General features: G+C 41.9%; 10 protein-coding genes and 1 tRNA gene. All 11 read right to left on the bottom strand.

Going from position 1 to position 16050, the window contains the following annotated elements:
* Positions 1-197: 197 nt before the first annotated feature.
* Positions 198-1301 carry an agmatine deiminase gene (aguA, locus tag MKI85_RS00345; RefSeq protein ID WP_241623903.1) on the bottom strand — a complete coding sequence of 368 codons (1104 nt, stop codon included), beginning with the start codon at positions 1299-1301 and terminating at the stop codon, positions 198-200.
* A 74-nt stretch (positions 1302-1375) separates the two neighbouring features.
* Positions 1376-2722, bottom strand: coding sequence for an APC family permease (locus MKI85_RS00340; protein WP_241623900.1), 1347 nt, complete (start codon positions 2720-2722; stop codon positions 1376-1378).
* Positions 2723-2838: 116 nt separating this feature from the next.
* Complete coding sequence (locus tag MKI85_RS00335) at positions 2839-4254, bottom strand: aldehyde dehydrogenase family protein (RefSeq protein ID WP_241623898.1); 1416 nt, start codon at positions 4252-4254, stop codon at positions 2839-2841.
* 193 nt (positions 4255-4447) lie between these two features.
* Positions 4448-5848, bottom strand: a complete 1401-nt coding sequence (locus MKI85_RS00330; protein WP_241623896.1) for an aminotransferase — start codon at positions 5846-5848, stop codon at positions 4448-4450.
* Positions 5849-5924: 76 nt separating this feature from the next.
* The gene (locus MKI85_RS00325; RefSeq protein WP_241624416.1) at positions 5925-7184 is read right to left on the bottom strand and encodes a Zn-dependent hydrolase; all 1260 of its coding nucleotides are present in this window, start codon (positions 7182-7184) and stop codon (positions 5925-5927) included.
* Between the two features lie 526 nt (positions 7185-7710).
* Positions 7711-8466: a TorF family putative porin gene (locus tag MKI85_RS00320; protein ID WP_241623894.1), complete on the bottom strand. Its 756-nt coding sequence runs from the start codon at positions 8464-8466 to the stop codon at positions 7711-7713.
* A 360-nt stretch (positions 8467-8826) separates the two neighbouring features.
* Entirely contained in the window at positions 8827-9768 is a 942-nt protein-coding gene (locus MKI85_RS00315) for a LysR family transcriptional regulator (protein ID WP_241623892.1), read from the bottom strand.
* Positions 9769-10454: 686 nt separating this feature from the next.
* Positions 10455-10544: transfer RNA gene (locus tag MKI85_RS00310), tRNA-Ser, on the bottom strand.
* A gap of 87 nt (positions 10545-10631) precedes the next feature.
* A complete protein-coding gene (locus MKI85_RS00305) occupies positions 10632-12665 on the bottom strand; it encodes an NADPH-dependent 2,4-dienoyl-CoA reductase (RefSeq protein WP_241623890.1) in 2034 nt (677 codons plus the stop codon).
* 177 nt (positions 12666-12842) lie between these two features.
* On the bottom strand, positions 12843-14540 hold the full coding sequence (gene dld, locus MKI85_RS00300) for a D-lactate dehydrogenase (protein WP_241623888.1): 1698 nt from the start codon (positions 14538-14540) through the stop codon (positions 12843-12845).
* A gap of 358 nt (positions 14541-14898) precedes the next feature.
* Positions 14899-16050: an FMN-dependent L-lactate dehydrogenase LldD gene (lldD, locus tag MKI85_RS00295; RefSeq protein ID WP_241623886.1), complete on the bottom strand. Its 1152-nt coding sequence runs from the start codon at positions 16048-16050 to the stop codon at positions 14899-14901.

Below are 16050 nucleotides of genomic sequence, written 5' to 3'. Positions count from 1 at the left end.
GCTAAACCCATACAAAATAATCAAATTTATCTTATATTACCCCACATATATTTGTATATACAAGTCCATACAAATAGCACATTTTTTAAATATGCAAACCTATAAACAGATTCCAGCTTTCTCGATCTCCACACATAAAAAAGCCATGCTGATGCATGGCTTTTTTTGCTCTATACGGGAGGATATCCCCCCAAATATTAAGCAGGAATTTGCTGGGTAATACAGTGAATATTGCCACCACCCAATAAAATTTCACGTGCAGGTACACCTGTAATTAAATAGTCAGGGTACATTTGCTGGAACAGTTCTTGTGCTTGCTGATCTGTGCTTTCATCGAATAACGGGAAAATAATCTGCTGGTTACTAATCAGATAATTCACATAAGAACCTGCCAAACGATTGCCTTCGACACGCTCAATCGCATTGCCCTTTTGTACATCGTTGGTTTCATTTTCACGTGCATACAGTGGACCTGGTGCTGGTAATTTCCAGACTTTCAAACGACGACCTTGCGCATCAACCGTATTTTCCAAGACCTTGAGTGCAGCCAAAGAACGAGGATATTGTGGATCTGTTTCATCGTCAGTCCAGTGCAATGCCACTTCACCTGGGCGAACAAAACAGCACATGTTGTCGACATGTCCATCTGTTTCATCGTTGAATACCCCTTCAGGTAACCAGATGAAATTGGTCACGCCTAAGCATTCTTGCAGAATCTCTTCAATTTCTTCTTGGGTTAAATCAGGGTTACGATTTGGATTGAGTAAGCATTCTGCTGTGGTTAACAACGTGCCTTCACCATCGACATGAATTGAACCACCTTCTAACACCAAAGGTGCTGAATAGGTGTCAAGTTCATGCATTGCAGAAATTTGCTTGGCAATCAGCTGATCTTGATCCCATGGGAAATACAAACCGCCATTTTCTCCGCCCCACGCATTGAAAATCCAATCAATGCCGATACGCTCACCTTGTGCATTTTTCACAATCGATGGACCTGTATCACGCGTCCACGCATCATCACTTTCCATCGCATATAAGGTCACTTCAGCAGGCATGATCTGACGTGCTTTTTCCATTTCAGTCACAGGAACTGCCATAAAGACTGGGGTCTTTTGTGCAATCGCTGCTGCAACTTGAGCAAATGCTTGTTGTGCTGGTTGGGCATTATCACGCCAGTTATCGGTACGGTACGGCCAAATCATCCAAACTGCTTCTTGAGCAGCCCACTCTGCTGGCATGCTATAGCCTTGTTGCTTAGGCGATTTCATTGCGTGTTGCTTTTCTACCACAAGTTCCATTTTTACACTCTCTTTAATCTTGCATGTTTCCAAATATTTGCTTTAGTGAATTAAAGTTGTTCACTGACACTTAATTAACCGTTTGAAATTTCTTCCGCAGGTGACGTTAAGGAAATCGGCTGCTTTTTAATTTTCTTGTATACAACCAAGACACCGCCCACGAATAACCAGATACCACCAAACTCTAACGCTGACATTTCCAGATTAATCCATAAACCCAACAGTGAAAATACAGAAGCCAGTGGTAAGAACAGGTTCATAAACACATTCTTAAAGCCTGAGCGTTCCTTTCGGATCACATAGAATTTCATAAATACCGAGAAATTCACCATGGTAAAGGCAATCAAGGCGCCAAAGCTGACGAAACTGACTACTGTTGCCAAGTCGACATAAATTGCGAGTAAAGAAATTAAGCCAACAAAGAAAATTGAATACAGCGGTGTTCCGAGTTTCTGACTCACTGAGCCGAAAACCTTCTTATTGAAGACACCATCACGTCCCATAATGTACATCAAGCGTGAAGCACTGGCATGCGTTGCCAAACCAGAAGCAAAGGCATTCATAATTTGTACGCTTAATAACGCAGTTTGAAATGCTGCACCACCCACAATCAAGGCAATTTCAGGCAAAGCTTCATCTGGATTGTTAAATTGCGCCAAGGTCGGAAATTTCAGCGTAACAAACCAAGACACCGTGATGAAAATCGCACCGCCTAACAATGTGGTCCAAATAATTGCTTTAGGAATGGTCTTGGTCGGATCCTTGGTTTCATGCGCCAAAGTCGATACCGCATCAAAACCTAAATAAGAGAAGCAGACCAAAGACACACCAGCAACCAATGTTGCCAATTCTGGATCACCACTGAACATCGGCTTTATGGTCATCACATCATTATAGCCTTGAGCATTCCCCATTCCTGTCACGACTAAATAGATGAATACCAGCATCATGACCAAGGTCGCGAGGACAAAAACAAAGCTGAAATTGGCAAGGATATTAATGCGGAAGCTGTTAATCAGTGTCACCAGTCCCACCATGATCAGCACCCAAGCGGTATAGGACACATCAGGGAACAGTGAATTTAAATAAAAACCAGCCAACAAAGCATTAATCAGCGGTAGCAACATGTAATCTAATAATGAACACCAGCCGACAAAAAAGCCCATGGTTTTACCGCAGGTTTCAGTGGTATAGGTATATGCCGAACCTTCTTTAGGTGAAAGTCGACTAAAACGCGCATAACTTAATGCGGTTAACAGCATGGCGAACAGTGCCAGCAAATAAGCTAATGGCACCTGACCATTGGTGACTCTTGAAATAATACCGAAGGTATCAAATACCGTCGCTGGTGCCATATAGGCAACCCCAATGACAACAACTTGCCAAAGGGAGAGACTCCTTTGATGATTCTCGCCTTCCATGCTTTTACTCCTGTAGCAATGCAAGCACTTTTTTTCGTGCAATAGTTGTTCCACCAAACAGCACACTTATTGAAAAAGGACATCCATTTCCTTTTCAATAACCTTGAAAATTACAGCTAAATCGTAATCACGTTTTCCTCTAAATAGCTTTGCATACCGGATTCACCTAGCTCGCGCCCAGTACCACTCTTTTTAAACCCACCCCATAAAGAACTTGGGTGAATCATTTGGAAAGAGTTAATCCAGATATGTCCTGCACGGAGTCGTTTCGCGATCGTTTTACCGTGATCGACAGATCCCGTCATGATGGTTGCCGCCAAACCAAATTCCGAATCATTCGCCACAGCGACTGCTTCATCTTCGGTGCTAAATGTGCGGCAGCACATGACTGGACCAAAAATTTCTTCTTTCCACAGACGACTGTCTGTCGGAACATTGATATAAATTTGCGGACGAATATAGAAACCTTGTGCAGGACATTGAATGTTTTCCGCATCAATCAATGCTGTGAGTTGTTCTTGCTCTGCAATGGCTAAATATTCATGCACTTTTTTGAATTGTTTGTGCGTGGTCATTGGACCCATGCTGAACTGACCCTCGGCTTCTTGACCCAATAAAATGGATTCAGTGGCTTGCTTCAGTTTTTGATAAAACGGTTCAGCAATTGATTCATGCACCAACACACGCGACATGGCAGAACACATTTGACCTGCGTTATAGAACATCCCGCCCACGGCTTTTTCAACCGCATCATCAATATCGGCATCATCTAACACCAAGAATGCTGATTTTCCGCCCAATTCTAAGGTCACACGTTTAACTGAACTTGCAGCGGCTTGCATCACTTGAATGCCAATTTCGGTACTGCCCGTGAAAGAGACTTTTTGTACTTCTGGATGACGCACCAAATGTTCAGCTGCAACCGCATCACCCAACACCAAATTAAATACGCCTTGCGGGAAATCAATTTGATTGAGCAGTTTGATGAATTCAAGTTCTGGTAATGGCACCAATTCAGAAGGTTTAAATACCAGTGTACAGCCCGCAGCCAAAGCAGGTGCAATTTTCCATGCACTGGTAATTAAAGGGAAATTCCACGGGGTAATTAAAGCCACTACACCCACTGGGTTTTGTTGATGCGTGAGTTCGGTACCATGATCGGTTTGACTGGTTTTGCTAAAGGCAAATTTTTGTACTAAATCGGCATAGTAGCGATAGCATTTAATGCTGTTATCGACATCAACTTTGGCTTGACTGATTGACTTGCCATTATTGTGATGTGACAGTTCAACCAATTTATCTTTTGACTGTTCAATCGCATCTGCAATTTTATTCAGCCATGCTGCACGTTCTGCTGCACTGGTATTGCTCCAGCTTGCCAAAGCTTGGTTTGCTGCTTCAACCGCAGCATCTACATCATGGGGTGACGCTGCAATGAAATGCGCGAGTGCTTGTTCACTACGCGGATTGATCACCGCAATTTCAGTAGAACCTGTCGTTGCAGCCCATTGTCCATTGATATAATTTTTCATCTTCCTACTCGCTTTAGCATGATGGCATTTTCCAAGACTGATTCAGTCTCTTCAGCACAGCACAACTCTTGTTCCATTTCGCTTTTGACTATTTTTAATCTTATTTCTGTCCTAGCCTGTTTCTCAGACTGACAACTTCCGAGCAACCTGATTCTGTTGAATCAGGTTGTGCTTAAGTGAATGACAGTAAAACTTATAAATGACCTTCAGCTTTTAACTCTTGGATGGTATTTTGAATCGCATGACGTAATGTTTTGACCGTAAAATCAACCTGTTCACGCGTTAAAATTAACGGTGGAGAAAGTACATTCATGTGTCCGACTGGACGTACAATCAAACCTAATTTTTGGCAATGATTAGCAATACGCTTACCTACACCCACTGAACCATCAAACAATTCTTTGGTTTCTTTGTTGCGCAAGTTTTCAATACACATCATGAATTTCTTGCCACGTACCTGACCGACAATTTCCAAGTCAGCTAAAGTTTTAAGCTGCTCTTCGAAATACACACCGACATCTTGCACGTGCTCACAAATTTTTTCACGTTCAATGATTTCAATATTTTTCAGCGCCGCAACACAGCTCACAGGGTGACCTGAATAGGTAAAGCCATGTGTCAATAAACCACCCTTGTGATGCGGTTTGCTGATTGCTTCATAAATTTCATCAGAAATAATGGTTGCACCCAAAGGTAGATAACCTGAGGACAAACCTTTGGCACAAGTAATGATGTCTGGAACAATGCCGAACACTTCTTCAGAAGCAAACATATGACCTAAACGACCAAATGCAGTCACCACTTCATCCGACACATACAACACATTGTATTTCTTACATACCGCTAAAGTTTTCGCGTGGTAGCCTTCAGGCGGTACAATCACGCCACCAGCACCCATAATTGGTTCAGCAAAGAATGCTGCAACATTGTCTGGACCCAGTTCTAAAATCGTATCTTCTAGTTCCTGTACTTTTTCATTACAGAAATCTTCCATCGATTGCGATTCAGGCTTACGGTATGGGTTCGGACATGAAACGTGATGTACCAATTGGTTGTGAATTTCAAAACCAATGTGATCTGCTTCAATGCCTGTCAGACTCATACTGATGTAAGTACTGCCGTGATACGCATCTTTACGCGCAATCAATTTTTTCTTTGAAGGCTGACCAATTTGATGGAAATAATGGTGAATTAAACGGACTGCCGTATCATTCGCCACTGAACCGCCACAACCAAAGAACACATGATTTAAGCTTTCAGGTGCATGTTCAGCCAGTTTTGCAGCTAATTTTGCAGCTGGTGCAGTGGTTTGATGACCAAATGGTGAGAAGTATGGAAGTTCCATAATTTGTGCAGATACAGCATCAGCAATTTCTTGACGACCATAACCCACGTTGACACACCACAAACCACCAATACCATCGAGGTACTTATTGCCATGTGCATCATAAACAAAGACATTTTCACCTTTCGACATAATTAAAGAACCTTCTTCTTTAAATGTCGTGAAATCTGTCCATGGATGAATCACATGGTCTTTGTCTTTTTGCCAAATATCTTGAATATCAACTTCTACTGGTAATTTCGAGTTCATACGTTTCCTTCCTTACGCTGTGCGGCACACCAATCCTGGCGGCTGCATTCTACGGTTTATTCGTTGATCTTGCTGTTTAAACTGCTTGCGCGCAGTGAGTTTCGCTGGTTTCCGCCTGCATGGCATCATAATTGAGGATGGCATTTAATAGCACATCTGCACCTTGAGCCGCATCTAGCGCATAGACATCTTCGGCTTCGTTATGACTTAAACCATCAATGCATGGAATAAAAATCATGGTCGTTGGGCAGTGCTTGGCAATATTAATTGCATCGTGTCCTGCACCACTCACGATTTTCTGATTGGAATACCCCAAACTATCTACAGCTTTTTGTACGGTCTCGACACAGGCCTTATCGAAATATGTCGCAGGACTGAACCAGTGCTCCGAAATGCTGATATCTAAATCATGATGCTCGGCAAGGGTGTGCAGAATTTTACGTGTTTCCACTTCCATTTCTTTCAAAGCCGCATCATTCGGATTACGCAAATCAATGGTCCATTGAATTTGACCTGGAATAGTATTGCGTGATGAATTCGCTACCTGCATTTCACCAAAAGTGACCAATCCCTCAGGGAAGCGTTTGCGGATATTTTGTTCCAATTCCACAATCATCGCTGCTGAACCGACCATGGTATCTTTACGCATCGACATTGGGGTTGTGCCCGCATGCGCTGCTTTACCTTTGGTTTCAACATCTAACCAGAGAATCGCTTGTCCACCTGTGACCACACCAATGGCTACATGGTTTTGTTCTAAAACTGGACCTTGTTCAATGTGCGCTTCGTAATATGCCTTGAACGGACGTGCTAAAGGTGTTTCGCCCAGTTGACCAGTACGTTGTAATTCGGAATAAACAGTAACCCCCTGTTTATCTGTACTTTCATAAACCTTTTGCTTAGATAATAAGCCTGTAAATACAGCAGAACCCATCATGGCTGGGGTAAAACGTGCGCCTTCTTCATTGGTCCACACCACTACTTCCAGCGGATGGTAAGTCTCGATCTCTTCTTCACTCAAGCGCAGCAAGACTTCCAAACCTGCCAATACACCATAGATACCATCAAAACGACCACCTTTAGGCTGTGTATCTAAATGGCTGCCCATCACAATCGGTAAAGCAGTTGCAGAAAGACCTGCACGTCTTAAAATCAGGTTTCCAATTTCATCATAATGAATTGAAAGATTGATCTTTTTTGCCCATTCAATCAACAAGGAACGCCCAGCAACATCTTCATCAGATAACGCCAAACGTGTGTTTCCACCTTTATCTGTTGCGCCAATTTTTGCCATTTCCATCAGCATTTGCCACAACCGTTCCGCATTCGCTTTCATTACTAGAACATCCATTTTATAAATACTTTTATGTGTCATGAATGACACCTAATTTCGTAAATTCACTCTAGAAAAAAAACCGAACAGCAACAAGCGATATATTTTTAAGCGCGACATTAGAAAAACTAATACCCTTAAATTGAATAGCACTTGCATGCTTACCGCATGCTAAAGAAATAATCCAATAAACCAAAGTAAAATAGATAAACGCCACATTCAAAATTATTCAAACAACTGAAATATATAAAAATTAAAAATGGAATAAAATCCACCACTGAAACATTTAAAAACATCTCTGGATAATTTTAGAGCACTATTTCAATTGTTACAAAATGGCACATCTCAAATTAAAAATGCTGAAATTTTAATCTAATATCACTCACATATACTCCATATCCATCCAGCTCAATTCAATAAAACCCTTGATTAAAATCATAAATTTTTCATTAAAAAAGGACTACCCTGAATATTCCAGCGTAATCCTTTTTAAAATTCGAAATACAATCTTTAAATCATGATGTCGCGATTAAAACTCCTTAGTTATACTAAAAATCACTGCATCATCAGCATTAGATAGATCCTTATTCATATTAGAATCAACATAATACAAGTCAAAAATAAAATCGTTATAGCTATAGTTTCCACCGATTTTGTAATCGGTATAAGACTCTTTTTTATCCGTTGCCCACAGCACAGCATAAGCATCCTTGCTGGAAAATTGGTTATAGCCGACTTGGGCATAAGCACTCCAGCTCTCTGCCACTGGGTAGAAATAACTCAGTTCGTAACGTAACTCCTTACCCGTCTGGAAGGAATATTCAGGCGAATAATAGAACGAGAAATTCAGCTCATCCTCTTCTTTGAGCAACCCCATCCCAATCGCACTGACGGAATATTCTTCATAATCTGGACTTGGTATCGTTTTATCTGCGCCAGGATAGTTCACATCCAAATACTGGACATTCAACTTAAAGTGATCATTCACCAAGTAGTCATAACCCAAGTAATAATCCAACTCTAAGCTGCTGCCAATATCTAAATCGATATTAGAGGCGAACAGTTGTGCATAGAATCCCGAAGTATGATCCAGTCTTAAAAAGCCTTGTACTGCTGGATTGCCCTGATTCTGTGAATAGCCCCGTGAATAGTAATCTGTTAACAAAGCCACGCTACCACTGCTAGAGAAACTATTCAAAAAGCTGGGTTCAGCAGCCGTCTCTGCCTGCGCTTGAGAAACCGCAAGTGCTGCCAATAAACCATATACAAGCTTGTTTTTCATCATTTTATTCCAATCAATTCCATGATTTTTATATTGCTTTTTCATTCTCAGTCTTTTTTTGCAAAAGCATAGAACCAATTTCGATAAAACCACAGGAACCATTTTCATGAAAAAGTGTTGATGAATTGATCTTCTATGACAAAAATAAAGCCCAATTTAAGGGTGTAATGCTCAGTCAAAACAGGCTTTTTTATAAACTCTTAAAGCTTACTTTTATTTTAAGAAAATAATGATCGATATTTAAGCAGAATATATTTAAGGGACTGTATTGTTATGATTCATACAAAACATATCGCAAGAGTTCGTGACGAGCTCAAAATAAATCATCAAAAAACTGACCTAAACTAATTTGATCATCAAAGATTACGCATTATGCTTCGATTGGTGCGCTGCAAATACACTTCTGAGTTCATTGATAAAATATTGCTCGATTAAGGACAATTCTCTATCTTTATGCCATGCCAATGAAATAGGAATAATAGAGACATAAGGAAATGGTGGCAGTTGTTTAAATAAATGATAGTTTTCATTTTTTTCTATAATATTTTTAGGTAATAAGCCTATACCTATACCACTTTTAATAAAACGAATCACTTCATCCATATTATTGGTGGTAACCAGTAGTTTATTATTTTTTAAAATCGTTTCTCGCACTTCACTTAATGGTGAACTGGGATTATTTAATTGTTCACTTTGGAAAGAAATAAATCCATGCCCCTTAATTTGATCAATGGTTTGAACATCCTCTGTATATAACGCGTGTTTCTCACTACAAAACAATGCATATTTTTGATTAATTAAGGTGTGATAGTTTAATTTTGGATGTAATACTTGATTAATTCCTATTCCAAGTGCGGGAATCTTTTGTAATAACAGCTGCTGAATTTCCTTGCTTTTTAATACATCGACCTGAAAATCCACCAATGGATATCTCTGATGAAAATCATGCAATAACTGATCATAACGTCTTGATTCAATACGACTTAAAACCAACAGTTTAATGGTACCTGATAAGCTATTTTTTTCCGTATTAAGGCGCTCTTCATAATCCAGCAATTGACTATAAATCATCATACTGGCTTCAAACACAATTTCGCCCGTAGCGGTTAAATAGAATTTCCCCCCTGTTCTAATAATCAGTGTTTCACCAATCTGCTCTTCTAGTCTTTTTAAACTTTGGCTAATCGCAGACTGGGTTAAAAACAATTTAACTGCCGCTTTATTTAAGCTACCTTCTTGAACAATCACCCGAAAGATACGCAGCAAAGACCAATTACATTTGTCCAGTAAAACATTTGATCTCATGCTGACCTCCCTGATTACGCAATCTCACAATGTTCATGCTGATCATATCAAAATTACAAAGGACTCACTTCCTATTTTTAGCTTAGCTTACATACCCTAATTACAGTCGCCTTTTTCACTAAACCATCTATCACTGCTGTTGAAACAGCTTCATTAAAATATCCAAATGCGTGACTCTGTGAAGCTAAGATTGATTGGTAGATCGACATACATTTAACAGAAATTGTTTCCTGTTTTGAAAAATATCAGCGCTATTTTCATGTTTTCAACAAATAGAAATCATTAGAACCAACCATTTTAATTTTCTTATTTTATTCTTTTCAATTTGTCGGTTTTGATAAACTGCTGATTGGAAATAAAACAAGGTCTGAAGAGATGGGTCCTCCCCTTCAGACCTTTAGAAGCATGGAACTCTGCTCTATGCTGCTAATTTAACTTTTTTATGTAGAGATACGAGAGCCATTTAATGATGGTGAAAGAGTGCCAATTGTGGCTTAAATTCTTATTATGGATGATGGTTTATAACCTCAAGCCGTATGTCTAGGTTTGCCCTCTTCATTATTTTCACAACCCATAAAATTCATTCAGCAATAATCGTGAATAAGCCGAACTCTTCAACTCCCAGCAATTCACTTAAAACAGTAGGCATAAAAAAAGCCCCTGTAAATACAGGGGCTTTTCGAATTTGGCGGAAGCGGTGAGATTCGAACTCACGGAGGACTCACACCCTCGTCGGTTTTCAAGACCGGTGCATTAAACCGCTCTGCCACGCTTCCATGTGCGCAAGAATACTAAGCTTTTTCAGTTTAGACAAGTAAAAAATAGCGTTAAAGTACTCAAGTGCATATTGTTTCATCAATTCCTTAAAGTTTGGCTGCAATTTCAGCACCATCACGGATTGCACGCTTCGCATCAAGCTCTGCTGCAAGTTTTGCTCCCCCAATAATATGGTAGTTGGCTAAAGTCATTTGTGCTTGTTGCGGCATTAAATCTTTAACAGATTCTTGTCCTGCGCACACCACAATCGTATCGACACGAAGCAATTGATCTTGCCCGTTCATCTCCACCCATAAACCTTCACTGGTCACCGCTTTATACTGCACACCACGTAACATGCGTACTGCATGCTTTTTCAATTGTGCACGATGCACCCACCCCGAGGTCTTCCCCAGTCCAATCCCTAATGGCGTGGTTTTACGTTGTAATAAATAAATTTCACGCACAGGGGCTTCAACTTCAGGATGCTGTAACCCCCCTTCAGTTCTGTAGTTGGCTTCAGCATCGACGCCCCATTCTCGCTTCCAATCCGCTAAAGGTTGCGGCTGAGGCTGATGTGGAGGTTTCAGTAAAAACTCCGAAACATCAAAGCCAATTCCCCCCGCACCAATCACCGCAACGCGTTGACCCACCGCAGCACCACGCAACACTTCAGCATAAGACAGCACATTCGGTGCATCACTGCCTTGTATCTTTAAGGCACGTGGTACAACACCTGTCGCAATAATCACCTCATCAAAGCCTTCGCGCTCTAATTGCTCACGGTTGGCTTTGGTGTTTAAACGCAGCTCTACCCCTGTTTTCTGCAATTGCACTTTAAAGTATCGAATGGTTTCGTGAAATTCTTCTTTGCCTGGGATCACCTTGGCTAAATTAAATTGACCACCGATTTCATGACTGGCTTCAAATAATGTGACCTGATGCCCGCGTTCTGCTGCTACGGTTGCCGCAGACATACCTGCAACACCACCACCGACTACCGCAACGCGTTTCGGCTTATTGGTTTTGACATAAACCAATTCTGTTTCAAATGCCGCACGCGGATTGACCAAGCATGTTGCACGTTGATTTTTAAAAGTATGGTCCAAACATGCCTGATTACAGGCAATACAGGTATTAATTTCATCCACCCGATTGGTGGCGGTTTTATTCACCCAATACGGATCTGCCAAGAATGGGCGCGCCATCTGCACCATATCGGCTTTGCCTTGAGCCAAAATTTCTTCTGCAGTCTCAGGCATATTAATGCGGTTGGAAGCAATCACAGGAACCGTAACATGCTTTTTCACCTCTGCGGTGTAGTCAGCAAAGGCTGCACGTGGTACTGAGGTAACAATGGTCGGGATACGCGCTTCATGCCAACCAATCCCTGTATTCAGCAAAGTAATCCCTGCCTTCTCTAGCGCCTGTGCGACGGTCACCACTTCTTGCATGGTGTTACCATCATGTACTAAATCTAGCAAAGACAGACGAAAACAGATAATGAAGTTTTCACCGACTTTTTGACGCATGGCTTTGACAATTTCAACAGCAAAACGCATACGGTTATCAATCGAACCGCCCCAGCGATCTTGACGCTGATTGACATGACGACTCAAAAACTGATTCAGCAAATAGCCTTCTGAACCCATAATTTCCACACCATCATAGCCTGCCAGTTTGGCTAAATGTGCACATTCTGCATAATCTTGAATGGTCGCCAAAATTTGCTTTTCACTCATTTGACGCGGTTTAAATGGTGAAATTGGTGATTTAATCGGACTAGAAGACACCACAAAAGGCTGATAACCATAACGCCCTGAATGCAAAATTTGCATCAGAATTTTAGCGCCATGCTTGTGCACAGCATGCGTCACCAAGCGATGTGGAGCAATATCCCCCATGGTATTCATGGTGCCGCCTGCGGGCAGTAACCAGCCCTGACGATTTGGCGAAATCCCGCCGGTAATAATCAGTCCGACCCCGCCTTTCGCTCGTTCACCAAAATAGGCAGCCAGTTTAGGATAGTTATAAAATCGGTCTTCTAAACCCGTATGCATGGATCCCATCACCACACGGTTTTTGATGGTGGTAAAACCCAAATGCAGGGGTTTTAAAAGATTTGCATATGGTGTTGTCATGGCGAATCCTTATCATTTATTAGCTTTGCAACTTGTTGCATAATACTTTAACGTGATTTTTTATTTTGTTTATGGCTGTATGTGGCTGATTCTCTAAATAATCAGCCAATAAAAAAGTGTAGCCAAACTCTATTGCGAGTTGACTACACTTTTATCACAACTTTAAATCTGCTGTGTTTACTTCCAGTATTTTAACTTCGAAGTTTGTCCAATGCCGACATTAAAGCTATTGGTTGGATCAAGTTTTTGATAGTGCTGTTTTAAAGCAGGTTTCGCCACATATAAATGTCCGACATTGTGCTCCGCAGGATATTCAGCACCGCGACCATCCAGCAAATGCCACATCTGATGCTCCATCGCCAAAGGATCAACGCCTTTTTTAACAATATAGTCCTGATGGAACACATGACATAAGAAATGACCGTAATACAGTTTATGCACGATCAGCTCGTCCATTTCTTGAGGTAGAGTTTCCACCCATTCACGATCATTACGGCGCAAAGCAATATCCAGCGCCACAATATCTTCGACTTCACTCCGATGGGTATCACGGTAGCGAATGGCTGCACCTGCTACCGCAAAACGATGTAAAAAGGCTTTACGACCTTCCTCATCCGTACAGTGGAAGAAACTACCCGTCGCACGCTGCGCGAAATAGCCGCTGAGGAATTGCTGTACTTGCTCCACATCCTGATTTTCAATGCGTAAAATCAGGTGATGTTCATACTGATCACGAAATTGGTTCATGCGTTCAGGTAAATGATTCGGCATAAACTTGGTAATCAATTGCAGGACTTTATCCGACAATCCTTTCATGCCGATTTTTTCTAAATAGCCATCGACTTTATCTTTCATGGCAAAAGCCGCAGGCACTTTGGCGGTGCCAAATTTTTCAATAAAGACAAAAGTATCTTTACCGTATTCAGCACCAATGTCATACGCCACGCGGTGAATATATTCACCTGCAATCGGCAAGCGTGGTAAATCAGTCAACAGAAAACGACGAATTTCGGTCAGATCATCCTGCGCATTCGTGCCGACATAAAACACCTGACTTGGGATCTTCTCAAAAGTATCTAGCCGAACCGCAAACACACAGATTTTTCCTGCCGACCCCGATGCTTCAAACAAACGGGATGGATCAGCATTAAATCGTGCTGGCGTGGCTTCATCCACCTGCTTCACATCATGTGCATAACGCTGATCAGAAGCACAACAGCTTGGGTTATGCTGCACATCGCCCGTTTGATATTGCTGATTTTGCAGACGTGAAAGAATTTCTTCAGGTGTACGTCCCAAGTCCACGCCTAAATGGTTGATCAGTTCCAATTGTCCAGCATCATTCACTCGCGCGTACAGTGCCAATTCGGTATATGCAGGACCACGACGTACCAACGCACCACCTGAGTTATTACACACCCCACCTAAGACCGATGCCCCGATGCAAGAAGACCCAATGACTGAATGCGGTTCACGATTAAACGGTGCTAGTTCTTTTTCTAATCGGTCTAATGTCGCTCCAGGTAGGCAAATCACTTGCTGCCCATCACGGATAATTTGAATGCCTGCCAGACGTCGCGTGCTCATCAGTACGACAGGACGATCATAATCATCACCAAATGGAGTCGAGCCTCCTGTCAATCCTGTATTGGCAGCTTGCATAATGACAATACAGTCTGCCGCCACAGCCACTTGTAACACTTGCCATTGTTCTAATAACGTCCCGGGCACCACCACTGCAAGCACTTGACCTGCACCATAGCGGCGTCCTTGGCGGTACAAGCGCGTTTCACTTTCTTGAGTCAAAACGTGTTGTTTACCAACAATCTGGATGAGTTTTTGAATGGTTTGTTGTGAATCTGAATGGGATTGCATATTGGTTATCCTATGGATGAATGCTTATGCAGTTCAGGCTTTAAAGCATTCATAGCGGCGGAGTAATTTCAGTTTTATTTATATTTAGGAATTAACCTACTTTGTCTTGCACTTCGATTGAAATATATTTCAATCTTGCTCAGGTTCGACCAACTTTTCTTTTGGGAAAAGTAGGCAAAACCTGAGGTGCGATTAAAGCAACGTAAGATCCTCAAAACTCGTCAAATACTTTCTGAAAAATATTATCCTCGCAGAAACATTACTTTATATATGTAAGCCTGCATCGAACAATTGCAGATGACATTTACGCGTATCAAACTAAAGAAACGACTCGAATTTGATATTTAAAAGTTAAGGGCTAAGCCAATTCGCGCTCTAAACGTACCAAGCAATCCTCAGTAATATCCGCAATGGTTTTCGCGCCAGTTAAAGTCATGGCAACACGCATTTCTTTATCAATCAGTTCTAAAAGATTGGAAACACCCGCACCGCCCGCTGCACCTAATGCGTAAACAAAAGCACGACCCAGCATACAGGTATCCGCACCCATTGCCAGCATACGCACCACGTCTAGACCATTACGAATGCCTGAGTCAGCCAGAATTTTAATATCACCCTTCACGGCATCGGCAATTGGTGGCAAGGCACGTGCAGAAGATAAAACGCCATCGAGTTGACGACCACCGTGGTTCGATACCACAATACCATCGGCACCAAAACGCACTGCGTCTTTGGCATCTTCTGGGTCAAGAATGCCTTTGATCACCATTGGACCATCCCAGAACTCACGAATCCACTCAAGGTCTTTCCATGAAATCGATGGGTCAAAGTTGGTGCCTAACCAACCGATATAGTCTTCTAAACCTGTCGGTTTGCCCAAGTATTTAGAAATATTACCCAAATCATGCGGACGTCCCATCAAGCCTACATTCCACGCCCAATGTGGGTGGAAACAAGACTGCATATAACGACGCATCGCAGCATTCGGACCACTCATCCCTGAGTGCGCATCACGATAACGCGCGCCTGGAACTGGCATATCCACGGTAAATACTAGTGTTGAACAGCCTGCTGCTTTGGCACGTTCCAAGGCATTTTTCATGAAACCACGGTCACGCAGCACATACAACTGGAACCACATTGGACGTTGAATCGCGGGTGCCACTTCTTCAATCGGACACACCGATACAGTCGATAAAGTAAATGGAATACCTTTTTTATCTGCTGCGACAGCCGCCTGCACTTCACCACGACGTGCATACATCCCTGTTAAACCGACAGGCGATAAAGCCACCGGCATCGACAGGGTTTCATCAAACAGTTTGGTTTCAAGACTCAGCGCTGACATATCGTTCAGAACACGTTGCCTTAAGGCAATTTTAGAAAGATCTTCTACATTTCGCTTCAGGGTATATTCTGCATATGCCCCACCATCAATGTAGTGGAAAAGGAATGGCGGTAAACGACGTCGCGCAGCTTCGCGATAATCATTTGCAGAAGAAATAATCAT

The sequence above is a fragment of the Acinetobacter zhairuonensis genome, assembly GCF_022601715.1.
GTDB lineage: Bacteria > Pseudomonadota > Gammaproteobacteria > Pseudomonadales > Moraxellaceae > Acinetobacter.
This window is presented reverse-complemented; position numbering and strand designations above follow the sequence as displayed.

Coding starts and splice junctions, on each gene's coding strand:
- MKI85_RS00305 (WP_241623890.1), bottom strand. CDS start 12,665: ATGACAACACCATATGCAAATCTTTTAAAACCCCTGCATTTGGGTTTT.
- MKI85_RS00340 (WP_241623900.1), bottom strand. CDS start 2,722: ATGGAAGGCGAGAATCATCAAAGGAGTCTCTCCCTTTGGCAAGTTGTT.
- MKI85_RS00325 (WP_241624416.1), bottom strand. CDS start 7,184: ATGAAAGCGAATGCGGAACGGTTGTGGCAAATGCTGATGGAAATGGCA.
- MKI85_RS00315 (WP_241623892.1), bottom strand. CDS start 9,768: ATGAGATCAAATGTTTTACTGGACAAATGTAATTGGTCTTTGCTGCGT.
- lldD (WP_241623886.1), bottom strand. CDS start 16,050: ATGATTATTTCTTCTGCAAATGATTATCGCGAAGCTGCGCGACGTCGT.
- MKI85_RS00335 (WP_241623898.1), bottom strand. CDS start 4,254: ATGAAAAATTATATCAATGGACAATGGGCTGCAACGACAGGTTCTACT.
- dld (WP_241623888.1), bottom strand. CDS start 14,540: ATGCAATCCCATTCAGATTCACAACAAACCATTCAAAAACTCATCCAG.
- MKI85_RS00330 (WP_241623896.1), bottom strand. CDS start 5,848: ATGAACTCGAAATTACCAGTAGAAGTTGATATTCAAGATATTTGGCAA.
- aguA (WP_241623903.1), bottom strand. CDS start 1,301: ATGGAACTTGTGGTAGAAAAGCAACACGCAATGAAATCGCCTAAGCAA.
- MKI85_RS00320 (WP_241623894.1), bottom strand. CDS start 8,466: ATGATGAAAAACAAGCTTGTATATGGTTTATTGGCAGCACTTGCGGTT.